18 protein-coding genes and 2 tRNA genes are annotated in these 22,163 nt (G+C 66.2%); 13 read left to right on the top strand and 7 right to left on the bottom strand.

What is annotated here, in order from left to right; translation table 11 throughout:
* The 3 genes from C5O79_RS30950 to C5O79_RS38700 form a co-directional block, all read left to right on the top strand.
* On the top strand, nt 1-131 hold a 131-nt coding region (locus tag C5O79_RS30950; RefSeq protein ID WP_240687930.1), incomplete at its 5' end, for a putative glycoside hydrolase.
* The gene (locus C5O79_RS30945) at nt 77-2,464 is read left to right on the top strand and encodes an exo-beta-N-acetylmuramidase NamZ domain-containing protein (RefSeq protein ID WP_174242096.1); all 2,388 of its coding nucleotides are present in this window, start codon (nt 77-79) and stop codon (nt 2,462-2,464) included. The genes C5O79_RS30950 and C5O79_RS30945, both read left to right, overlap by 55 nt.
* Nucleotides 2,465-2,954: 490 nt before the next feature.
* On the top strand, nt 2,955-3,125 hold the full coding sequence (locus C5O79_RS38700) for a hypothetical protein (protein ID WP_236862294.1): 171 nt from the start codon (nt 2,955-2,957) through the stop codon (nt 3,123-3,125).
* Nucleotides 3,126-3,353: 228 nt separating this feature from the next.
* Here the strand turns inward: C5O79_RS38700 and C5O79_RS30935 are convergent, their stop codons facing one another.
* The 4 genes from C5O79_RS30935 to C5O79_RS30920 all read right to left on the bottom strand — a co-directional run bounded on the left by C5O79_RS30935 (nt 3,354) and on the right by C5O79_RS30920 (nt 7,093).
* Nucleotides 3,354-3,584, bottom strand: a complete 231-nt coding sequence (locus C5O79_RS30935; RefSeq protein ID WP_046545930.1) for a hypothetical protein — start codon at nt 3,582-3,584, stop codon at nt 3,354-3,356.
* Between the two features lie 115 nt (nt 3,585-3,699).
* A complete protein-coding gene (locus C5O79_RS30930) occupies nt 3,700-4,809 on the bottom strand; it encodes a class II histone deacetylase (RefSeq protein ID WP_122474077.1) in 1,110 nt (369 codons plus the stop codon).
* Between the two features lie 16 nt (nt 4,810-4,825).
* Entirely contained in the window at nt 4,826-6,025 is a 1,200-nt protein-coding gene (locus C5O79_RS30925; protein WP_046545928.1) for an MFS transporter, read from the bottom strand.
* A gap of 21 nt (nt 6,026-6,046) precedes the next feature.
* On the bottom strand, nt 6,047-7,093 hold the full coding sequence (locus C5O79_RS30920) for a porin (RefSeq protein ID WP_122474076.1): 1,047 nt from the start codon (nt 7,091-7,093) through the stop codon (nt 6,047-6,049).
* 302 nt (nt 7,094-7,395) lie between these two features.
* On the opposite strand from C5O79_RS30920, the gene C5O79_RS30910 reads away from it, so the two are divergent.
* Both C5O79_RS30910 and C5O79_RS30905 read left to right on the top strand, forming a co-directional pair.
* On the top strand, nt 7,396-8,541 hold the full coding sequence (locus C5O79_RS30910; protein WP_046545926.1) for a helix-turn-helix transcriptional regulator: 1,146 nt from the start codon (nt 7,396-7,398) through the stop codon (nt 8,539-8,541).
* Nucleotides 8,542-8,638: 97 nt separating this feature from the next.
* A complete protein-coding gene (locus C5O79_RS30905; protein ID WP_047850748.1) occupies nt 8,639-9,637 on the top strand; it encodes a 2-dehydropantoate 2-reductase in 999 nt (332 codons plus the stop codon).
* A gap of 172 nt (nt 9,638-9,809) precedes the next feature.
* Here C5O79_RS30905 and C5O79_RS30900 read toward each other — a convergent pair whose 3' ends face one another.
* Nucleotides 9,810-10,259 carry a MarR family transcriptional regulator gene (locus C5O79_RS30900; RefSeq protein ID WP_039367176.1) on the bottom strand — a complete coding sequence of 150 codons (450 nt, stop codon included), beginning with the start codon at nt 10,257-10,259 and terminating at the stop codon, nt 9,810-9,812.
* Nucleotides 10,260-10,321: 62 nt separating this feature from the next.
* The gene (locus tag C5O79_RS30895; RefSeq protein WP_122474075.1) at nt 10,322-11,467 is read right to left on the bottom strand and encodes a glycerate kinase; all 1,146 of its coding nucleotides are present in this window, start codon (nt 11,465-11,467) and stop codon (nt 10,322-10,324) included.
* Nucleotides 11,468-11,855: 388 nt separating this feature from the next.
* Here C5O79_RS30895 and tig point away from each other — a divergent pair, with 388 nt between their 5' ends.
* The 7 genes from tig to C5O79_RS30855 all read left to right on the top strand — a co-directional run bounded on the left by tig (nt 11,856) and on the right by C5O79_RS30855 (nt 20,698).
* Nucleotides 11,856-13,202 (top strand): trigger factor, encoded by a 1,347-nt coding sequence (tig, locus tag C5O79_RS30890; protein ID WP_046545923.1) that lies wholly within the window; start codon nt 11,856-11,858, stop codon nt 13,200-13,202.
* A gap of 140 nt (nt 13,203-13,342) precedes the next feature.
* Nucleotides 13,343-13,996, top strand: coding sequence for an ATP-dependent Clp endopeptidase proteolytic subunit ClpP (clpP, locus tag C5O79_RS30885; protein WP_010092137.1), 654 nt, complete (start codon nt 13,343-13,345; stop codon nt 13,994-13,996).
* A 164-nt stretch (nt 13,997-14,160) separates the two neighbouring features.
* The gene (gene clpX, locus C5O79_RS30880; protein WP_006489345.1) at nt 14,161-15,432 is read left to right on the top strand and encodes an ATP-dependent Clp protease ATP-binding subunit ClpX; all 1,272 of its coding nucleotides are present in this window, start codon (nt 14,161-14,163) and stop codon (nt 15,430-15,432) included.
* Between the two features lie 197 nt (nt 15,433-15,629).
* Nucleotides 15,630-18,053, top strand: a complete 2,424-nt coding sequence (gene lon, locus C5O79_RS30875; protein ID WP_011352361.1) for an endopeptidase La — start codon at nt 15,630-15,632, stop codon at nt 18,051-18,053.
* Nucleotides 18,054-18,258: 205 nt separating this feature from the next.
* A tRNA-Val gene (locus C5O79_RS30870) sits at nt 18,259-18,334 on the top strand.
* A gap of 23 nt (nt 18,335-18,357) precedes the next feature.
* Nucleotides 18,358-18,434, top strand: a tRNA-Asp gene (locus tag C5O79_RS30865).
* Nucleotides 18,435-18,763: 329 nt separating this feature from the next.
* Nucleotides 18,764-20,698 (top strand): SurA N-terminal domain-containing protein, encoded by a 1,935-nt coding sequence (locus tag C5O79_RS30855; protein WP_046545922.1) that lies wholly within the window; start codon nt 18,764-18,766, stop codon nt 20,696-20,698.
* A 70-nt stretch (nt 20,699-20,768) separates the two neighbouring features.
* On the opposite strand, the gene C5O79_RS30850 is transcribed toward C5O79_RS30855, so the two are convergent.
* Nucleotides 20,769-21,443, bottom strand: a complete 675-nt coding sequence (locus C5O79_RS30850) for an arylesterase (RefSeq protein ID WP_039367155.1) — start codon at nt 21,441-21,443, stop codon at nt 20,769-20,771.
* On the opposite strand from C5O79_RS30850, the gene C5O79_RS30845 reads away from it, so the two are divergent.
* Nucleotides 21,442-22,155 (top strand): ABC transporter ATP-binding protein, encoded by a 714-nt coding sequence (locus tag C5O79_RS30845; RefSeq protein WP_047850750.1) that lies wholly within the window; start codon nt 21,442-21,444, stop codon nt 22,153-22,155. The genes C5O79_RS30850 and C5O79_RS30845 overlap by 2 nt on opposite strands.
* Nucleotides 22,156-22,163 lie beyond the last annotated feature (8 nt).

Below are 22,163 nucleotides of genomic sequence, written 5' to 3'. Positions count from 1 at the left end.
CGTTCGACCGGCGCGCATTCGACGCGGCGGATATCCGTGCTCAGGTGGACGCCGCCGACGCGGCCGGCACGGACGGATGGATGCTGTGGAATCCGCGCAATCGCTACGATCCCGCTGCGCTGCCGCGTTGACCGGCGCGCTGCTGTCGGCGCTGCTGCCAGCCGATGCACATGCCGCGCCCGATGCGGGGTTGGCGACGATGCCGCAACGGCAGGCTGCCGCGATCGATGCGGCAATCGCGGCCGAGATCGCCGACGGTCATCTTGCCGGCGCGGTGGTCGTGGCGGGCGACGCGGACGGCGTGCAGGTGCGCGTGGCGCGCGGCCTGCGCGTGACGGGCGAGCACGCCGAGGCGATGACGGCCGATACCGTCTTCGATCTCGCGTCGCTGACCAAGCCCGTGGCGACGGCCGTCGCGATCCTGCAGCTTGCGGAGCGCGGCCTGCTGAGCCTCGATGCGCCGGCCGCGCGCTATTGGCCCCCATTCGCCGCGCACGGCAAGCGCGCCGTCACAATCCGCCAACTGCTCGCGCACGTGTCGGGACTGCCGGCCGGCGTGTCGTCGTCGCGCGTCCTGCGCAGCCGTGCCGCGGTGCTCGCCGACATCGTCGCGATGACGCCCGCGGAGCCGCCCGGCACGCGTGTGCGCTACAGCGACGTCAATTACGTGGCGCTTGGCGAGATCGTCGAGCGCGTGTCGGGACAGCCGCTCGACGCGTGGTGCGCGGCACACGTATTCGTGCCGCTCGGCATGGCCGACACCGCATTCAGGCCCGGCCCCGCGACGCTGGCACGTGTCGCGCCGACGATCGTTCGCGATGGCCGGTTGCTGCGGGGGCGTGTGCACGATCCGGTCGCGGCGGCGCTGGGCGGCGTCGCGGGCAAAGCGGGGCTGTTCGCAAGTGCCGACGACCTCGCGCGCTTCGCGCGCATGCTGTTGAACGGCGGCACCCTTGGCACGACACGTGTGCTCGGCGCCGCGAGCGTCGCCGTGCTTGAGACGCCGGCCACGCTCGACGCCGAAGGCGACTGGCATACGCCAGGCTGGCAGGTGGGTGCGCCGCTCGTCGCGAACCGCTACCGGGTGCCGCCGGCCGGCGCGCTGCAGCATCTCGGCTACACGGGCACGGGGCTGTGGATCGATCCTGTGACGCACCGCTTCGCGATCGTGCTGACGAGCCGGCTGTATCCGGATGAAACCGGCACCGCGATGCCGCTGCGCGCGCTCGTGCTCGGCATCGTATCGAGCGCGGCCGGGCCGGTCACGTCTTCGCTAATCGCGACGCGCGTGCCGACGATGGCGGCGGCCGTCGCGCAGGCTGGCCGGTTGCCGGTTTCGCGCGGGCCGGTACTGGCCGGTATCGACGTGCTCGCGGAGAGCGGCTTCGCCGCGGTGGCAGGCAAGCGAATCGCTCTCCTGACGAATCGAAGCGGATTCGACCGGTTCGGCCGGCGTACGGCCGACCTGCTCGTGCAGGCGCCGGGTGCGCGGCTCGTCGCCCTGTTCGCGCCCGAGCACGGGCTCGGCACGGACGTCGACGAAACGTTCGGCGATACGACCGACGCCGCGACCGGCGTGACTGTCCACAGCCTCTACAGCGACCGACGCGGGATCGCGCCCGAGTGGCTTGCCGGCGTCGACATCGTGGTGATCGACCTGCAGGACGCTGGCGTGCGCTTCTTCACGTACCTGGCCACGCTCGGCTATGCGCTCGAGGCGGCGGCCGCAGCGCACCGCCCGGTGCTCGTGCTCGACCGCCCGGACCCGCTGGGCGCCGACGTGGTCGACGGCCCCGTGGCCGATGCGGAGCCGGCCACGTTCACCAATTACTACCCGTTGCCGCTGCAGCCCGGCATGACACTCGGCGAACTTGCGCGGCTCTTCAACGCGCGCCTGCGCATCGGCGCGGCGCTCACCGTGGTACCGATGGCGAACTACACACGCACGATGCGTTTCGACGATACCGGGCTCGGCTGGGTACCGCCGTCGCCGAACCTGCGCGACGGTGCGGCAGTCTCGCTTTATCCGGAAACGGGGCTCATCGAGGGGGCGGCGCTCAGCGTCGGGCGGGGGACTCCAACGCCGTTCGGCGTAATCGGCGCGCCGTGGATCGACGGGCGCATCCTCGCCAGCGATCTTCGAGCGATGGGGCTCGCTGCGACGTTCACGCCGGTCCGCTTCGTGCCGACGGAGGGGCCGTATCGCGGCAAGCTGTGCGACGGTGTGCGGATCGAACGGCGGTCCGGTGCGACGCGACCGGGCGAAATCGGGCTGGCACTTGCACTGACGCTGCACCAGCGTTATCCGGCGCAGTTCCAGATCGATGCGATACGTGTGTCCATCGGCTCGCGGGAAGTTACCGACATGCTCGAAGCGGGGCAGCCGCTCGACGAAATCGAACGTGTCGTCGAAGCACAAAATGCAGTGTTCGCGCGCGAGCGTGCAATGTTTCTGCTGTACTGAGTTCGAACCGGCTCGAGTAGTTGGGATCGATCGAGCGGCCGTCTTTGTTTCTTCGGCTGGCCGACTTTGCAGCCGGTCGTTCTATACTTGACATAATTAACACTCTCGTCGGATCTGCTGGGGCTTGGGTCAGTCCTACGACCGAGTGCTGAGTATTACCGAGGACACGAACAGAGCTTCGGCAATCCCAGGAACGTGTAATGGGGGCAACTATGGGGGCCACTTCTGAGCGACCAAAGCCCATCTGCTTGATAGTAAAGGCTCAGATTCACTAGTTCGAATCAGGCCTCAGCACCAGAAGTCGGATGCGCCTCAGTCCGAGGCCGTTCACCCAAAAGCGCTGTCGGTCGATTGACCGCAGCGCTTTTTTGTTGATGCTGGTGTTTTTCCCGGTACGAGAGCCAGGGCAAGCGGTGCGCGAATATTCGTGCCGCGTGTAATATCGTGTTCGCTTCCCCTATAAGAAACACAATTACGCCGAGGGCCATCGATGAAAAACACCGTCCGCGTTCCGATTTTCGTACTGGCGCTGATACTCGCTGCGCCGGCATTTGCCACGACGCCCGCCGACAACATAGCCTGGAGCGCACAAGCCTGTGCAGCGGTTCGTCATGCCCCCGGAGTGTTATGTCTACTCGAAGCGGCAGATTTCGAGCGATGAGTCGTTGACGACGGAACGTGTGCAGATAGCGGCCGCCAGGTTCCTGACCGGCACTGGGCCCACCCTCGTTATCGGCGGGACCCGGGGCACAGTCCCCGATCCGTGTGCGTCCTCGGGCCTGTGACCGGCCCGCAAGCGAACTGCGGGAATTCCCGCCTCATCTGAAACAAGCCGGATACCAGCGCCGCGCGTCGCCCGACCCGCGGCGCTTCATCATTCCAGGCGCGCTTATTCCCAGAAACTGCGGATCGCGACCGCCACGATCACCGGCACCGAGAACACCAGCGGGATCGCGAAATACTGCGCTTCGCGATCGACGACCCAGCTATAGATCACCCACGCCGCGCCGATCGCGAACGTGATGAGGCCGACCGTCACGGCGGCGATGTTCAGGACCAGCTTCGAAGGCTGGCGGCGCGTCTTGGCCTCGTCATTGTTATCGCGCGGGGACGATTTCATCGGAAGAGTGCGGCTTCGGGCCGAAACGGGGATAAAAGCACAGGAAACCCCATCCACTCCAATCGCGCAAGAGGGGCCGGCGCCGGCCGGCCCTCGTCGCGTCCGCCGGCGCGCTTTACAACCCGAACGACGTAGCCAGTTCGTCGAGCAATTCACGCTGGAACGCTACGAACCGCTCGCCCGGCTGCTGCGCGATCGCGAGGTCGAGCATCGGATCGGCGACGTCGGTCCGAACACCCGCCAACTCCTCGACGATCGCGAGCCCGCAGAACGGCACGTACGCCTCCGAATAGCCGCCTTCGTGCACGATCACGAGCCGGCCGCCGCAATGGCGTTGCGCGGCTTCCTTTGCCGCCTGTGTCATGAACCGGTAGCTGTCGGTGTGCAGCTGCATGCGCGCGAGCGGATCGACTGCGCTCGCGTCGAGGCCGCTCGCGATCACGATGAGCTCGGGCCGGAAACGCTCCAGCGCCGGCAGCACGATTCGCTCGAACGCGTAGCGATACGCATCGTCGCCGCTACCCGCGAGCAGCGGCACGTTCAGGTTCGCACCGACGCCTGCGCCTTCGCCGCGGTCATCGGCGCCGTTGTAGCCGGGCGGGAAGCAGCGGTCCTGATGCAGCGAGATCGTCAGCGTGTCCGGATCGTCATAGTAGATCGACTGCGTGCCGTTGCCATGATGCACGTCCCAGTCGATCACCGCGACGCGCTCGACGCCGTGTTTCGCGCGGGCGGCCTCGATCGCGATCGGGATGTTCGCCAGCAGGCAGAAGCCCATCGGGCGATCGCGCAGGCAATGATGGCCGGGTGGTCGCGACAGCGAGAAAGCGTTTGCCGCACGTTCGCCGAGGACCGTATCGACGGCCGCGATCGCGAGTCCGGCCGACAACGCGGCGATCTCGTAGCTGCCCTTGCCGAACGGCGCGAGGTCGCCGAGGTCGCCGCCATTCGCATCGCTGAGTGCGCGGAACGCGTCGAGATAGTGCGCGGGGTGAATGCGCAGCAGGTCGGCGGTCGTGGCCGGCCCGGCGCCGCGCAGGTCGAGCTGCGCGGCCAGGCCCGATGCCTGCACGAGCGACAGGAAGCGGCGCTTCGAATCGGGCGATTCGGCGTAGCCCGCGCTCGACGGCGGCTGGACCCAGCCGCCGACCGGGAAGAACAGCGCGTGCGTGCCGCCGGTATGCCAGAAAGTGCGTTCGTCGGTGAAGAAGGCAGTGCGATTCATGGATGTGCGTGACCTGTCACGGTTGGGTGGAAATGGAAGGGCGCGTCCGGCGGTCGATGTGGCGCAGCGCGGCGAACGACACGATCGCGACGGCCGTCGCGGCCGTGAACAGCACGCGCATCGTGCCGCCTGCGTCGAGCATCAGCCCGGCGAGCAAGGGGCCGGCCGCGAGGCCCGCGCCGATCACGAAATTGAGCGTGGCCACGAGGCGCCCCGACGTGTCGATCTGCGCGACGGTCGCGAGGATGAACGGCAGTACGAACGTCCACGCGAACTTGAATGCGAAGATCGCCGCGCTGTAGCCGCCGGCATGCCGCATCACGGCGAGCGCGACGAGCGAGGCCGCCAGCAGCGCGTAACCGGCCGCGAGCATCGCGCGCCGGGCAAGCCGGCCGCCCGCGCAAGACGCGAGCGCCGCACCGGCGATGCCCATCACGCTCGCGATCGCGAGTACGTTGCCGGTCGACTGCGGATCGAGCCCGGCTTCGGCCGCGGCGCGGCTTGCGAACGTCCACACGCTGCCGATCGCGAGATAGAACGTCAGCACCGCGCCGATCGCGAGCACGACGAAGCTTTGCGGTGTATGCGCCGCAGCGTTGCGCGCGAGCGTGGCTCGCGCGCCCAGTGAGGGCGGAAAGCCGCGCGACAGTGGCGCCGCGAGCAGCGCGAGTGCGGCGAGCGCGACATACAGCGCGCGCAGCCCGAACGCCGCGAACACATGCGGCAGCACGAACAGGCCGATCGCGCCCGCGATCAACTGGCCGACGACCCACAGGCCGTACACGCGGTCGCTGTTCTCGCTGGTTGCGGCGCTCGTCATGCAGAGCACCATCAGCGAGCCGCCGCCGAGCGCGGTGACGGCGCGCAGCGCGAGCAGCGCGACGAAACCCGGCATCCACAGTGCGGTCAGCAGGTTGCCCGCGCCGAACAGCGCGATGGCGAATGCGGCGACGCGGCGCGCGTCGACCCGGCCGAGCCACAGGTACGACGGCACGGTCGCCAGGCTGAACGCGCCGAGTTCGACGAAGAAGTAAGTGCCGATCTGCGACGCGGACAACCCGAGCTGCGTCGCGAGCTGGCCCGCGACGGCAGGCGCCACGAGCAGCAGCAGCGGCGTGACGGCCGCGAACACGACGAGCGCGACGAGCGTCGAGCGCGCGAAGGCCGATGCGCGGCCGGCGGGCGGGAGTGCGGCATCCGGGGACAGGGTTTTCATGGCGGGATCTCGTTGGGGAAATCAGAACAGGTGGTACATGCCGACCATCGCGCCGAACTGCGATGAACCGGCGAGCGGCGTCGGGTCGTATTCGTAGACAGTTTGCGAACTCTGGCCGCTGTTGCGCGCGTAGCCGAGGTTCACGTACGCGACGGTGCGTTTCGACAGCGCGTACGTGGTGCTCGCGATGAACAACGTCGGGTGGCCGATCGCCGGCGTGCGCGAGTCGGTGTGATAGACACCCGCGTTCAGGCCGATCTCGCTCGACATCTGGTAGCGCGCTCCACCCCAGACGATCGTGCGCGCCGCGTCGAGGTCGCCGGTCAGGCGTTCGACGCCCGCATGGACGGTGAGCGGCAGTGTGGCGAACGCATAGCGCGCGGCGAGCGTGCCGAGTTCGCGGCGGCGCGCTGACATGTCGTCGCCTGCGGAAACATCGCCGTGTGCCTGATGCAGCACCGCGCTGACCGACAGGCCGTTGCTCGTGTACTGGCCGCCGAGCTCGAGCACGCGTCCGGCGCGCGTATTGCCGGCGACGCCGGACGTCGCGGCAAGCGCCTCCACGTCGAAGCCGGCGAACGTCGGCGACTGGTACTTGACCGAGTGGTCGACGAAGTTCGCGTTCATCGGCACGATGACGCCCTGGCCGCTGTACGACGCGTACCAGAGCGGGTCGTAGAACAGCGTCTTGTCGAACAGCACGCTGAACTGCCGGCCGAGCGTGACGGTGCCGACGGGCCCCGCGATGCCCACGTACGCGCCGCGGAAGAACGCATAGCCGGGCACGGTCGAGGTGCCGTCGTTGAGGTTGAGGCCCTGTTCGAGCTTGAACAGCGCACGCCAGCCGCCGCCGAGATCCTCGTGGCCCTTCAGGCCGATCTGCGAAGGCAGGATGCCGTAGTTCTGCAACTGCACGGCCGAGTGGCGTCCGTCGGCACGCGTCAGGTATTGCATGCCGGCGTCGAGCGCGCCGTACAGCGTGAGACTCGACTGCGCGTGCGCGGCAGCGCCGCACGCGGCAAATGTCGCGACGGCCGCGGCCGTGCGGATGAAGCGGGGTTTCGTCACGTGGAGTTCTCCATACCGTCCTGCATCGGTTTGTCGTTGGTGTTGTCGCGACGCAGTGTCCGCAGCGGGAAAACCTTCGAACAGTCGTACAGATGAACGGTGTGGAAAACCCGTGGTGCACGACATCCACACGGCGCGCTGCCGTGCCGCGGCGTGCTGCGGAGCAGCAACCTGCCGTGCACCGTTCAAATGGATGGGGCTGGCGCCCGTTCCGGCACCGTGGCCCGTCAAAAAAGCCGCTCGCTATAATCGGCCGGTGTCGTTGCGCACATCAGCAGCCCGATCGGGCAGGGGAGCGGAAGGTGAGGATCACGACGGATTTCGGGCAGGATCTCGATGCGCTGCGCGACGTGCCGGCCGCCATCGTGCTCGACGATTTCGCCTGGCCGCCGCTGCCGTCCCGGCGCGCCGATTTCGACGGCGTCACGCGCGGCGACGCATCGCAGCGCGAACTCGGGCTGATGCTGCTCGACCTGTACGCGGTTGCCGCCCGATCCGGCATCGGCGAATTCGAATACCGCTTCTTTTCGCTGCTGCAGGCGCTTATCCCGTTCGACGCCGCATGGACGGGCGTCGCAACTCACGTGCCGACCGGCCCGGTGATGCACAACAGCTTCCTGTACCGTCTGCCGCATGCGTTCTTCAGCGACTGGAAGCGCGTGCGCGATTGCGACCCGCTCGCGCACCGCACGCTGCGCGGCGCGCACGGCCATGCGGTGCGGCTGTCGGTCGTCGAACCGGGGCTCGATGCCCGGTTTCGCGACTGGTGCGTGAAGTACGGGCTCGCACAACTGATGTGCGTGTGCACGCTCGATCGCCGGTTCGGCCTGACGACGTTCATGTCGATCTACCGCCAGGGCCTGAATCGCCCGTTCAGCGACGACGACGCGCGCCGCTTCGAGGAAGTGATCCCGCATCTCGCGGCGGCGCTGACGATCAATCGCGCCGCGCAGCTCACGCGCGAACGCGGCGATACGGTCGCGCCGGCGGCGCGGGCACTGTGCGACAACTTCGGCGTGCTTCACCATGCCGATCACGGTTTCGACGACGTGCTGCGCACCGAATGGCCGGCATGGGCCGGCGCCCGCGTGCCGGAGCCGCTCGTCGCGCACTTGCGGCGACAGCCGGGCCACCCGTTCGTCGGCGATGCGCTGCGAATCCAGTGCGTGCCGGTTGCGGGGCTGTTCCAGATCGAGGCGCGGCCGCGATCGCTGCTCGACCGCCTGAGCCCGCGCGAGCTCGCGGCGATCCGCTATTACGGCGCAGGGCGCTCGCACAAGGAAGTCGCGCAACAGATGGCGATTTCGCCGACGACCGTGCGCCACTACCTGCGCTGCGCGTACCGCAAGCTCGGCATGCACGACAAGAGCCAGATCGCCGGCGTGCTCGGCGCGACGGGCGGCGCGGCCGACGACGAGCCGGTGGAAGCCGGTGGCGATCCTCGCTGAACTGCACGTTGCGCACGTTGCATGCGATCGCATGAATGGTTGTGCCCGCAACCATTGAAGGTTATGCTCGTCAGCTTCCAGGAGACGGAATTCCATCATGAACGACACGAATTCAGGGTCGGTGCGCGCGGCGGTGGTCGGGGTCGGCGCGATCGGCGGGTTGCTCGCGACCGCGCTGTCGCGGGCCGGCATGACCGTGAGCGCGTATGCGCGCGGCGCGACGCTCGACGCGCTGAATGCGCACGGCGTGCGAGTGATCGACGAGGCCGGCGAGACATCGTCGGTGCCGGTGCGAGCGAGTGACGATGCGGCCGCGCTCGGCGTGCAGGATTACGTGGTGATCGCCCTGAAGGCGCAGGCGTTGCCGGCGCTGGCCGCGGGCATCGCGCCGCTGGTCGGGCCGGACACGGTGATCGTCGCTGCAATGAACGGGCTGCCGTGGTGGTTCACGCACGGGCTCCGAGGCGCGCTCGACGGCGTGCCGCTCGATGCGGTCGATCCGGCCGGCGCGGTGTCGGCGGCGTTGCCGCCCGCACAGGCGATCGGTTGCGTCGTGCACCTGTCGTCGAGTACCGACGCGCCGGGCGTCGTGCGCCGCGGGCGCGGCAACCGGTTGATCGTCGGTGCGCCCGATCCGCGGCTTGACGTCGCCACGGCCCGATTCGCCGCGGCGCTTGCGGCGGGCGGTTTCGACGTCGAGTCGACGCCCGTGATCCGGACCGAGATCTGGACGAAGCTATGGGGCAACATGAACATGAATCCGCTGAGCGCGCTGACGGGGTCGACGGCCGAGCAGTTGCTCGACGATCCGTTCACGCAGGATCTCGCGTTGCGGATGATGGAGGAGGCGGCCGCGATCGGCGCGAAGCTGGGCCTGTCGACGGGGATGAGCGGGCCCGAGCGGATCGCGGTCACGCGCAAGCTCGGCGCGTTCAAGACGTCGATGCTGCAGGATTTCGAAGCGGGGCGCGCCCTCGAGATCGGGCCGATCCTCGGCGTGTTCCCTGAACTCGGTCGCAAGCTCGGCGTGCCGACCCCGTATTGCGACGCGGTGCTCGGGCTGTTGCGCCAGCGCGCGGCGAACAGCGGACTGTAGCGCGCTTGGGGCCGCTGCATGCGCGAGCCGGCGACGCGGAGCGCGGCGCTCCGCTTGCAACGCGTAGCCCCGTATCACGCAAAGCGGGCCGCCCGCGTCGCCGGTCAGGCGACCGGGGCGGCCCGTCGAATTCATCTGATTAATACTGCGGGCGCCGTGCCCGTGTTGCGGCTCAGTCGTCCCGCTCGGTCGCGTGCGCGACGACCTTGTCGAGCAGTCGTTCGAACGTCTGGCGTTCGCTGTCGGACAGGCACGCGAGCAGGCCGTCGTTCCACTTGCGCACGATCGGCATGATCTTGCGATGCAGCGCGCGGCCGTCGGCGGTCAGCGCGATCAGCACGATCCGGCCATCCTCCTCGCTTGCGCTGCGTTCGAGCAGCCCCTGGCGCAGCAGCGCCTCGGCTGCCCGGCTCGCCTGGCTCTTGTCGAGATTGGTGTGGCGCGCGAGATCCATGATCGAGAACGGGCCGAAGGCGCCGACGGCGGCGATCACGCGCGCCTCGGGCAGCGAGATGTCGAGCTTGTGCCGGTACACCTCGCCGATCCCGCGGTCGGATCGCTTCGTGAGCGCGTGGAGGCGATAGGTCAGAAACTGATCGAGCCCGGCTTGACGGCCTTTCATGTCGAATCCTGAAGAAAAAGGGCGGGCCCGATTGTTCCTGTATCGCGCGCTCGGGTCAACGGTCAGTGTGCGCCGTACTTCAGGCGTGTCAATTGCTCCGCTTCGTTCGCGAGCAGATTGGCCGCGTCGCGGATCGCGACGTCGAGCGTGATCGGCCCGGGAGCCGGCGAGAAGCAGCCGGAAAAATGTTCGGACAGGCGCGGCAGCGCGGCCGGGTCGACCGCGCCCGACAGCAGCGATGCGGGCACGCCGGCGGCCTGCGCGTGGCGGCACGCGATGAACGGTGCCTTGCCGTGCAGCGTCTGCACGTCGGAGCGGCCTTCGCCGGTGATCAGCCAGTCGGCGCCGGCAAGCGCCCCGTCGAGGCCGACTTGCCGCGCCACCACTTCGGCGCCCGCCTCGAACTGCGCGCCGAGCATGTGCAGCGCGAAACCGAGGCCACCCGCGGCGCCGGCGCCCGGCAGGTCGCGGCTGCGACGGTCGAGCGCAGCTTCGAGCAGGTCGGCGAAGCGGGCGAGGGCGGCGTCGAGGGTCGCAACCTGGCCGGGCGCTACGCCCTTTTGCGGGCCGAACACGGCGGTCGCGCCGTGCGCACCCGTCAGCGGGTTGTCGACGTCGGACATGCCGATGAATTCCGTTTCCTTCAGCCGCGGGTCGAGCCCCGACGCGTCGATGCGCGCGATGTCGGCGAGCCGCGATGGCACGGGTTCGACCAGTTGGCCGGCCGCGTCGAAGCACTGCAGGCCAAGGCCCGCGAGCAGCCCGGCGCCCGCATCGTTGGTGCTGCTGCCGCCGAGCGCAACGAAGAAGCGGCGCACGCCTTCGTCGAGCAGCGTACGGATCGCCTCGCCCATCCCGCGCGTACTGCGTGCGTCGACCGGCACGCTCATGCCGACCGGATCCGTAATGCCGACGATCTCTGCCGTCTCGACGATCGCGGTGCGCGCGTCGATCACGCCGACCGCCGCATCGCGTGCCGCGAGCGACGCGCCGGCCACCCGCAACGCACGCCGCGTGCCGCCGCCTGCGAGCATCGCGTCGAGCGTGCCTTCGCCGCCGTCGGCCATCGGGCAGCAGCGCACGACCGCGTCGGGCCGCGCGCGGCGGATGCCGGTGGCGATCGCGTCCGCGACCTGCTCGGCGGAAAGCGAGCCTTTGAACGAATCGGGCGCGATGACGACGACAGGCGCGGACGGGTGTTGCGGCATGGTGTCTCCGGAAGGCGTGATTGGTGTGAAGAATATCGGGGCTGCGACGGTGGCGACCCCTCAATCGGAGCTTACAGGATGGCGGGCCCGTGGAGGATACGGCGTTCGGCATAGCGGCGATCCGCTTGCATTGCCGTGCAAAGGGCTGTTGATGGGGCGCGGACGCATGTGCGTCGCGCCGATCTGGCGGTGTGATGAAAATTGTTTGCTAGAATAGTCGATTCTTCCGGCCAAAGCCGTGCTCCGAGCCGCTTGCGCTAGCCATTCGGCGCGTGCAGGGATGGCGTGGCGCTCCGGCGCGGCGAGTGGATGTGACACACATCACGCCGCAGGCAGGCACGGCAAGGAAAACCCGATTCGCTCGAATAATTTTAGGACGATTGAAGCCATGGCTAACGTTGTTGAGAACCTCGGCAAGCTTGAACGCCGCGTGACGATTTCCCTGCCGAAAGACACCGTGCAGAAGGAAATCGACGCCCGTATCCAGAAACTCGCGAAGACCGTGCGCATGCCGGGTTTCCGCCCGGGCAAGGTGCCGGTGAAGATGGTCGCGCAACAGTACGCGGGTCAGGTCGAAGCGGAAGTGCTGAGCGACAAGATCGGCCAGGAATTCTTCACGATCAGCCGCGCGGAAAACCTGCGCGTCGCTGGCCAGCCGAGCTTCGAGCCGAAGCAGGAACAGGCTGAAGGTGCATACGCGTTCGACGCGACGTTCGAGGTCTACCCGGAAGTCAAGATCGGCGATCTGGCGACGGCTGAAGTCGAGCGCTCGACGACGTCGATCGGCGACGCCGAAATCGACCGCACGCTGGACATCCTGCGCAAGCAGCGCGTGCACTTCCACGCACGTGGCGAAGCCGGCGAGCACGGCGACGGCGGCGCGGACACCGCAGCGAAGAACGGCGACCGCGTGACGGTCGACTTCGTCGGCAAGATCGACGACGTCGCGTTCCAGGGCGGCACGGCCGAAGATTTCCCGTTCGTGCTCGGCGAAGGCCGCATGCTGCCGGAATTCGAAACTGCGGCGCTGGGCCTGAAGGTCGGCGAGTCGCGCACGTTCGACCTGGCGTTCCCGGAGGACTACCACGGCAAGGACGTCGCGGGCAAGACGGCGCAGTTCACGGTCACGATGAAGAAGATCGAGTGGCCGCACCTGCCGGAAATCGACGCTGAATTCGCGAAGTCGCTCGGCATCGAAGACGGCGACCTCACGAAGATGCGTGCCGAGATCAAGGAAAACCTCGAGCGCGAAGCGAAGCGTCGCACGCAGTCGATCGTCAAGAACCAGGTGATGGACGCGCTGCTGAAGATCTCCGAACTCGACGTGCCGAAGGCGCTGATCGAGCAGGATCAGCAACGCCTCGTCGAAATGGCTCGCCAGGATCTGGCGCAGCGTGGCGTGCCGAACGCGAAGGACGCACCGATCCCGGCCGAGATGTTCACCGAGCAGGCAGAACGCCGCGTGAAGCTGGGCCTCGTGCTGGCCGAGCTCGTGAAGTCGAACGGCCTCGAAGCGAAGCCGGAACAGATCCGCGCGGAAGTCGACGAGTTCGCAAAGAGCTACGAAGACCCGAAGGAAGTGGTCCGCTGGTATTATTCGAACCAGCAGCGCCTCGCCGAGATGGAAGCGTTCGTCGTTGAAAGCAACGTCGTCGATTTCGTGCTGGGCAAGGCGAAGGTGACGGACAAGGAAGTGAGCTTCGAAGCACTCGCGAGCGCATCGGCGCAAGCGTAAGTGTTGCTCTAGCGGCGTGCCGGCTGTCGGAGCGACGGCCCGCACGCCGTTTTTACGTCAAGCGCACGGTTGCCATTAATATGGCGATTGGGCGGGCGGCTTCCTTCCGTTCAATTTTCCATTCGAACAAGGTTCATTGAATGATCACTCGCGCTGAATTGCTGGACATGCTTGCTTCGAACGCGCCGCAGGGTTTCGAGGCGCAAGCGCTGGGGCTGGTGCCGATCGTCGTCGAAACGAGCGGCCGCGGCGAGCGTTCGTACGATATCTACTCGCGTCTCCTGAAGGAGCGCCTAGTGTTCATGGTCGGCGAAGTGAACGACCAGACCGCCAACCTCGTGGTTGCGCAGCTGCTGTTCCTCGAGAGCGAGAATCCGGACAAGGACATCAGCCTGTACATCAACAGCCCGGGCGGGTCGGTGTCGGCCGGCATGGCGATCTACGACACGATGCAGTTCATCAAGCCGGACGTGTCGACGCTGTGCATGGGCCTCGCGGCCAGCATGGGCGCGTTCCTGCTCGCGTCGGGTGCGAAGGGCAAGCGTTTCGCGCTGCCGAACTCGCGCGTGATGATTCACCAGCCGCTCGGCGGCGCACGCGGCCAGGCATCCGACATCGAGATCCAGGCACGCGAAATCCTCTACCTGAAGGAGCGGCTGAACCAGTTGCTCGCGCAGCACACGGGCCAGGACGTCGAACGCATCGCGCGCGACACCGACCGTGATAACTTCATGTCGAGCGAGGATGCGAAGGCATACGGGCTGATCGATCAGGTGCTGCTGAAGCGTCCGTGAGCTTAAGTAGGGTGCCGCCCCGATTCCTGCGGCGCCCCTGCAACGTCCCGTACGCCCGGAGCATCTGCGGCAAGCGCATCCAGCCGACTCCGGTCGCGCCCTAGGCGCGGCATCAGGAGCATTCGGCGTATCATGTCATCTACCTGTCCGGAGGCTCTACATTCATGGCGGACAAAAAAGGTTCGAACAGCGAGAAGCTGTTGTATTGCTCGTTTTGCGGAAAGAGCCAGCATGAGGTGAAAAAACTCATCGCGGGTCCGTCGGTGTTCATCTGCGATGAATGCATCGACCTCTGCAACGAAATCATTCGCGACGAGGCGGCTGCCGCCGGCGTCGAGGCCAGCCTGTCCCGGTCGGATCTCCCGAGCCCGCAGGAAATTCGCGACATCCTCGATCAGTACGTGATCGGTCAGGAGCGTGCGAAGAAGATCCTCGCGGTGGCCGTGTACAACCACTACAAGCGCCTGAAGCATCTCGACAAGAAGGACGACGTCGAGCTGTCGAAGAGCAACATCCTGCTGATCGGCCCGACGGGCTCCGGCAAGACGCTGCTCGCGCAGACGCTCGCGCGGTTGCTCAACGTGCCGTTCGTGATCGCCGATGCGACGACGCTGACCGAAGCCGGCTACGTCGGCGAAGACGTCGAGAACATCATCCAGAAGCTGTTGCAGAACTGCAACTACGAGGTCGACAAGGCCCAGCGCGGGATCGTCTACATCGACGAAATCGACAAGATCAGCCGCAAGTCGGACAACCCGTCGATCACGCGCGACGTGTCGGGCGAGGGCGTCCAGCAGGCGCTGCTGAAGCTCGTCGAGGGCACGATGGCGTCGGTGCCGCCGCAGGGGGGCCGCAAGCACCCGAACCAGGATTTCATCCAGGTCGACACGACCAACATCCTGTTCATCTGCGGCGGTGCATTCGACGGCCTCGAAAAGGTGATCACCGACCGTACCGAAAAAACCGGCATCGGCTTCGGCGCGACGGTCAAGAGCAAGCAGGAACGTGACGCGGGCGAAGTGCTGCGCGAAACGGAGCCGGAAGACCTGATCAAATTCGGTCTGATCCCCGAATTGATCGGCCGCCTGCCGGTGGTCGCGACGCTCGGCAAGCTCGATGAAGCCGCGCTGATGAAGATCCTGGTCGAGCCGAAGAATGCGCTCGTCAAGCAATATCACAAGCTGTTCGCGATGGAGCGCGTCGAGCTGGAAATCCGGCCGGGCGCACTGCAGGCAGTCGCCCGCAAGGCGATCCGCCGCAAGACCGGCGCGCGCGGTTTGCGTTCGATCATCGAACAGGCGTTGCTCGACGTGATGTACGAGCTGCCGACGATGAAAGGGGTCAGCAAGGTCATCATCGACGAGAACGTCATCGATGGCGACGGCAAGCCTTTGCTGATCTACGAGGACACGCCGAAGGTGGCGGGTTCGAACTGACCGGCTTGCCGACGATGTTCTGCGAAAAAGGCCGTTCATGAGACCGTGGGCGGCTTTTTTTCGTTTATCTTGTGGGTAACTCTGACTCGACACGCGGTGGTTACTTTCTTACCGAATATTTCCCGCACTTGAAGGCTTGCAATTCGTTGTGGCGGCCTCAATTACCGAACAATTGATTCCACTCATGGGGAAATGAAATGTCAGGCACCCAACTTCTCCCGCCGGAACGCATCACGCTCCCGCTGCTGCCGCTGCGGGATGTCGTCGTTTTCCCGCACATGGTGATTCCGCTCTTCGTGGGCCGGCCGAAATCGATCAAGGCCCTCGAAGCAGCGATGGAAGGCGGCAAGCACATCATGCTCGTCGCCCAGAAGACCGCGGCCAAGGACGAACCGACCGAAAAGGACATGTACGAGGTCGGTTGTATCGCCAACATCCTGCAGATGCTGAAGCTGCCGGACGGCACCGTGAAGGTGCTCGTCGAGGGCCTGCAGCGCGCGAAGGCGTTGTCGATCGAAGAGCAGGAAACGCAATTCTCCTGCGAAGTGATGCCGCTCGAGCCCGATCACGCCGACAGCGCTGAAACGGAAGCGCTGCGCCGCGCGATCGTGTCGCAGTTCGACCAGTACGTGAAGCTGAACAAGAAGATCCCGCCGGAGATCCTCACGTCGCTGTCGGGTATCGACGAAGCGGGCCGCCTCGCCGACATGATCGCCGAGCGCCTGCCGCTGAAGCTCGACCAGAAGCAGCACATCCTCGAGATGTTCCCGGTCATCGAGCGTCTCGAGCACCTGCTCGCGCAGCTCGAAGCCGAGATCGACATCCTGCAGGTCGAAAAGCGCATCCGCGGGCGCGTGAAGCGCCAGATGGAAAAGAGCCAGCGCGAGTACTACCTGAACGAACAGGTCAAGGCGATCCAGAAGGAACTGGGCGAAGGCGAGGAAGGTGCGGATCTCGAGGAACTCGAGAAGCGCATCAACGCCGCGCGCATGCCGAAGGAAGCGAAGAAGAAGGCCGACGCAGAGCTGAAGAAGCTGAAGCTGATGTCGCCGATGTCGGCGGAAGCGACCGTCGTGCGCAACTACATCGACACGCTGATCGGCCTGCCGTGGCGCAAGAAGAGCAAGGTCAACAACGACCTGTCGAACGCCGAGCAGGTGCTCGACGAGGATCACTTCGGCCTCGAGAAAGTGAAGGAACGCATCCTCGAGTATCTCGCCGTGCAACAGCGCGTCGACAAGGTGAAGGCGCCGATCCTGTGCCTCGTCGGGCCCCCCGGCGTCGGCAAGACCTCGCTCGGCCAGTCGATCGCCCGCGCGACGAACCGCAAGTTCGTCCGGATGGCGCTCGGTGGCGTGCGTGACGAAGCCGAAATCCGTGGCCACCGCCGTACGTACATCGGTTCGATGCCGGGCAAGATCCTGCAGAGCCTCACGAAGGTCGGCGTGCGCAATCCGCTCTTCCTGCTCGACGAAGTCGACAAGATGGGCATGGATTTCCGCGGCGATCCGTCGTCGGCGCTGCTCGAAGTGCTCGATCCTGAACAGAACCACACGTTCGCCGACCACTACATCGAAGTCGACTTCGACCTGTCGGACGTGATGTTCGTCGCGACGTCGAACTCGCTGAACATCCCGCCGCCGCTGCTCGACCGGATGGAAGTGATCCGCCTGTCGGGTTACACGGAAGACGAGAAGGTCAGCATTGCCCAGCGTTACCTGCTGCCGAAGCAGAAGAAGAACAACGGGCTGAAGGAAGGCGAGATCGAGGTCACCGAGCAGGCGATCCGCGACATCATCCGCTACTACACGCGTGAAGCCGGTGTGCGTTCGCTCGAGCGGGAAGTGTCGAAGATCTGCCGCAAGGTCGTGAAGATGCTGCTGCTGAAGAAGGCCTCGGGCGCGATCAAGGTCGACGGCGAAAACCTCGATACGTTCCTCGGCGTACGCAAGTACGACTTCGGCCTCGCGGCGAAGGAAAACCAGGTCGGTCAGGTGACGGGCCTCGCGTGGACGGAAGTTGGTGGCGATCTGCTGACGATCGAAGCTGCGGTGATGCCGGGCAAGGGCAACGTGATCCGTACGGGTTCGCTCGGCGACGTGATGAAGGAGTCGGTCGAGGCGGCACGTTCGGTCGTGCGCTCGCGCTCGCGTCGTCTCGGCATCAAGGACGAAGCGTTCGAGAAGCAGGACATCCACATTCACGTGCCGGAAGGCGCGACGCCGAAGGACGGTCCGTCCGCCGGCGGTGCGATGACGACCGCGCTGGTGTCGGTGCTGACGGGTATCCCCGTGCGTGCCGATGTCGCGATGACGGGCGAAATCACGCTGCGTGGTGAAGTCCTGCCGATCGGTGGTCTGAAGGAGAAGCTGCTCGCCGCGCATCGCGGTGGCATCAAGCTCGTGCTGATCCCGGAAGAGAACGTGAAGGATCTCGCCGAGATTCCGGACAACGTGAAGAACGCGATCGAGATCGTGCCGGTCCGCTGGATCGACAAGGTGCTGGAACTCGCGCTCGAGCGTTCGCCGACCCCGCTGCCGCCGGAAGAAGAGGCGAAGGCGGCGGCACCGGTCGCCGATGCGGCGAAGGATGCCGGCTCGACGGAATTCGTCAAGCACTGAGCATCGGGGCGCCGTCGTTCCTGACGGTTGTTCACGAAACCCGCGGCATGGCCGCGGGTTTTTTTATGCGTTGCGGAATCGTGCGCGCGAACGTTGTAAAAAATTCGCGCCAGGGCTTTGCAAAATGATCGGGGATGAATTAAACTTGCGGGCTCGCTGGTTGTTGATGCCGAAACGCAGATCGCAGCCAGAACGAATCGGAAACGGGTGCTTAGCTCAGCTGGTAGAGCGGCGCCCTTACAAGGCGTAGGTCGGGGGTTCGAACCCCTCAGCACCCACCAGTTTCCTGATTCAGCCAGACCAAGGAGCGGTAGTTCAGTCGGTTAGAATACCGGCCTGTCACGCCGGGGGTCGCGGGTTCGAGTCCCGTCCGCTCCGCCAGAAAATGAAGAAGCCCGCCTCGTGCGGGCTTTTTCATTTGCGTTTCCGGTTGCGCCCGCTTGCGGGCGCGTGACTGCGGAGTGGAGGAAGCTGCCTGCGCAGCTTCCGGCGGGACTCGAAGGGATGCGCGTGCACGCGCAGCCGCGGCCTGCAGGATGTAGGCGAGTCCCGTCCGCTCCGCCAGAAAATGAAGAAGCCCGCCTTGTGCGGGCATTTTCGTTTTGTGCGCCTGTTTGCCGCGCCGTACTCGCCCGCAGCACGACTGCTTTTCTCCCGTCCCACCCCGTATGTTGTAATATCGGTCGTTTTGTCCAATTTTCCCGTCACGCATGCTCGATTTCTTCCGTAATCACCAGCGCCTGATGATGGCGCTCCTGCTCCTGATCGTGTTGCCGGGGCTGGGTTTCGTCGGGATCCAAGGCTTCCGCGGTTTCTTCGACGATAGCGCGAACGTCGCGGCAGTCAACGGGCACAAGATCACGCGGGTCGAATTCGACGGCGCGTTCCGCCAGCAGATCGACCAGGCGCGTCAGGCGCTCGGCGGGCAGTTCGACATCAAGATGTTCGATACGCCCGAGCACCGCAAGCAGGTGCTCGACGGCCTGATCCAGCAACGCGTGCTGGCCGACGAGACCCAACGTCTGCATCTGACCGCATCCGACAACGCCGTGCGCGACGCGCTCATGAGCGACCCGATGATCGCATCGCTGAAGAAGCCCGACGGTTCGATCGACGTCGAGCGCTATGCGCAACTGCTGTCGTTCCAGGGGATGACGCCCGAGCAGTATCAGGAGCGCGTGCGCTACAGCCTCTCGCTGCAACAGATTCCGGCCAGCATCGTATCGAGCGCATTCACGCCGAAGAGCCTCGCGCAACGCCTGTCCGAACTCGCCGCGCAGCAGCGCGAAGTGCAGGCGCTCGTGCTGAAGACGAGCGACTTCGCCGCGAAGGTCCAGCCGACCGATGCGCAGCTCGCCGCGTACTATGACGCGCACAAGCAGAGCTTCGCGACGCCGGAGACCGCGACGATCCAGTACCTCGTCTATTCGCCGGCCGCAGCCGCCGCGAGCGCGCAACCGACCGATGCGGACATCAAGAAGTTCTACGACGACAACCCGACGCACTTCCGCACCGAAGCACAGGTGCGCGTGAGCCACATCTTCATCGCCGCGCCGGGCAGCGCAAGCGCGGCCGACAAGGCTGCAGCGAAGACGAAGGCCGAGCAGCTGCTGGCCGACGTGAAGGCGCATCCGGACCAGTTCGCGCAGATCGCGCAGAAGAGCTCGCAGGACGCTCCGTCGGCGGCGAAGGGCGGCGACCTCGGCTTCATCACGCGCGGCTCGACGGCGGGCGGCAAGGCGTTCGACGATGCCGCGTTCGCGCTCAAGCAGGGCGACGTGAGCGGTGTCGTGCAGTCGGATCTGGGCTTCCACATCCTGAAGGCAACGGAAGTGAAGCCGGCGGCCGTCAAGCCGTTCGCCGACGTGAAGGACCAGATCGCGGTCGAGCTCAAGCAGCAGTACGCATCGAAGGCATTCACGGACAACGCGGAAGGCTTCACGTCCACCGTCTACGAAAAGGCGAAGACGCTGCAGCCCGCCGCGGACAAGTACAAGCTGACGATCCAGACGGCCACCGTCACCCCGACGCCGAATCCGCAGCTGCCGCCGACGAGCCCGCTGAACAATCCGAAGTTCCTGGCCGCCGTATTCGCCAGCGACTCGGTGAAGAGCCAGAACAACACGCAGGCGATCGACGTCGGCAACAACACGCTGATTTCGGCGCGCGTGGCCGACTACAAGCCGGCCGCCGTGCCCGCGCTCGACGCGATCAAGGACGTCGTGCGCCAGAAGGTCGTTGCCGAGCAGGCTGCGGAACTCGCGAAGAAGGACGGCGCGACGAAGCTCGCCGAACTGCAGAAGTCGAAGTCGGTCGACGGGTTCGCGGCTGCGCAGAAGGTCTCGCGCACGCAGTCGCAGGGCCTGACGCCGGCTGCACTGAGCGCCGTCTACAAGGTCGACGCGAAGACGCTGCCTGCGTACGTCGGTGTCGATCTCGGCGCGGACGGCTACGCGATCTACCGCGTGAACGCGGTGATCCCGGGTTCGGCGGTCGATCCGCAGCAACTGGCCGCCGCGCAGCAGCAGATGGCGCAGGTCGATGCGCAGAGCGAAGGCGAAGCATATCTCGCCGCGCTGCGTGATCGCTCGAAGGTGAAGCTGTACGGCTCGACGGCCAGCCAGTCGCAGGACGGCGACAACTGAGCGTCGTTTCGCACGCAACGAAAAGCCCCGCATCAAGCGGGGCTTTTTGTTTTCCGGCGGGGCGGCAGCGTCAGCCGCGCGGCTTGCCGAGCAGCGGCTTCAGCGCCGGCCAGACGTTGTCGAGCAGAATGCCTTGCGCCTGCTGTGCAGGGTGCATCTGGTCGGCCTGGAACAACTCCGGCTTGTTTTCGATGCCGGCCAGCAGGAACGGCACGAGCGGCACGCCCAGATCCTTCGACAGTCGCGTATAGACGGCGTGGAACTTCTGCGTGTAGTCGGGGCCGTAATTGGGTGGCACATACATGCCGACCAGCACGACTTTCGCCCGCGCCTGTCGCGCACCGGCGATGATGTCGCGCAGGTTCTGTTCTGTCGTTGCGAGCGGCACGCCGCGCAGCGCATCGTTCGACCCGAGCTCGACGACGACGATCGCCGGCTTGAGCCGCTGCAGCACCGCGGGCAGCCGCGCACGGCCGCCGCTCGTGGTGTCGCCGCTGACGCTGGCGTTCGCGACGCTATAATCGATTCGCTCGGTCGTGAGCCGTTGCCGCAGCAATGCTACCCAGCCGGTGTCGCGCGGCAGCCCGTATTCGGCCGACAGGCTGTCGCCGAGCACGACGATCACGGGCTGGCCCGATGTCGCTGCCGGCGTCGTTGCGGCGCGTGCCGGCACGGTAGCCGCGAGCAGGGTGCCCAGCAGCGCGGCGAATGCCGCGCGTCTTTTCCAGCGAAATGTCGTGTCCATGTTCAAGATTACCGATCCGATCATCGAAGTCCAAGACGTATGCAAGCGGGTCGCCGATGCAACGGGCGAGCTGACGATCCTCGACGGCATCACGCTCGCCGTGCAGCCGGGCAGCAGCCTCGCGATCGTCGGCGCGTCGGGGTCGGGTAAATCGACGCTGCTCGGCCTGCTTGCCGGGTTGGACAGCGCGACGAGCGGCACGGTTCGCCTCCTCGGTCGCGCGCTCGACCAGCTCGACGAGGATGCGCGCGCGGCGCTGCGCAACGGCGCAGTCGGGTTCGTGTTCCAGTCGTTCCAGTTGATGCCGCACCTCACGGCGCTCGAGAACGTGATGCTGCCGCTCGAGCTGCAGGGCGGCATCAGCGCGCGTGAGGCAGCCGATCGTGCCCGGGCGCTGCTCGTGCAGGTCGGTCTCGGCGAGCGCACCGCGCATTATCCGAAGCTGTTGTCCGGGGGCGAGCAGCAGCGTGTCGCGCTTGCGCGCGCATTCGTCACGCGCCCGGCGATCCTGTTTGCCGACGAGCCGACCGGCAGCCTCGATGCAGCCACGGGCCATGCGGTCATCGACCTGATGTTCGAACTGAACCGCACACATGGCGCCACGCTCGTGCTTGTCACGCACGATGTCGAACTCGCACGCCGCTGTGCGACGACCGTGACGATCGACGCCGGACGCATCGTCGAGCCGCATACGGAGCAGCGCGGCACCTGAATCGAGCG

It is taken from the genome of Burkholderia sp. SRS-25 (genome assembly GCF_004343765.1).
In the GTDB taxonomy this organism is placed as follows: domain Bacteria; phylum Pseudomonadota; class Gammaproteobacteria; order Burkholderiales; family Burkholderiaceae; genus Burkholderia; species Burkholderia contaminans.
The sequence above is the reverse complement of the archived record's forward strand: the minus strand, read 5'-3'. Positions and strand labels throughout refer to the sequence as shown.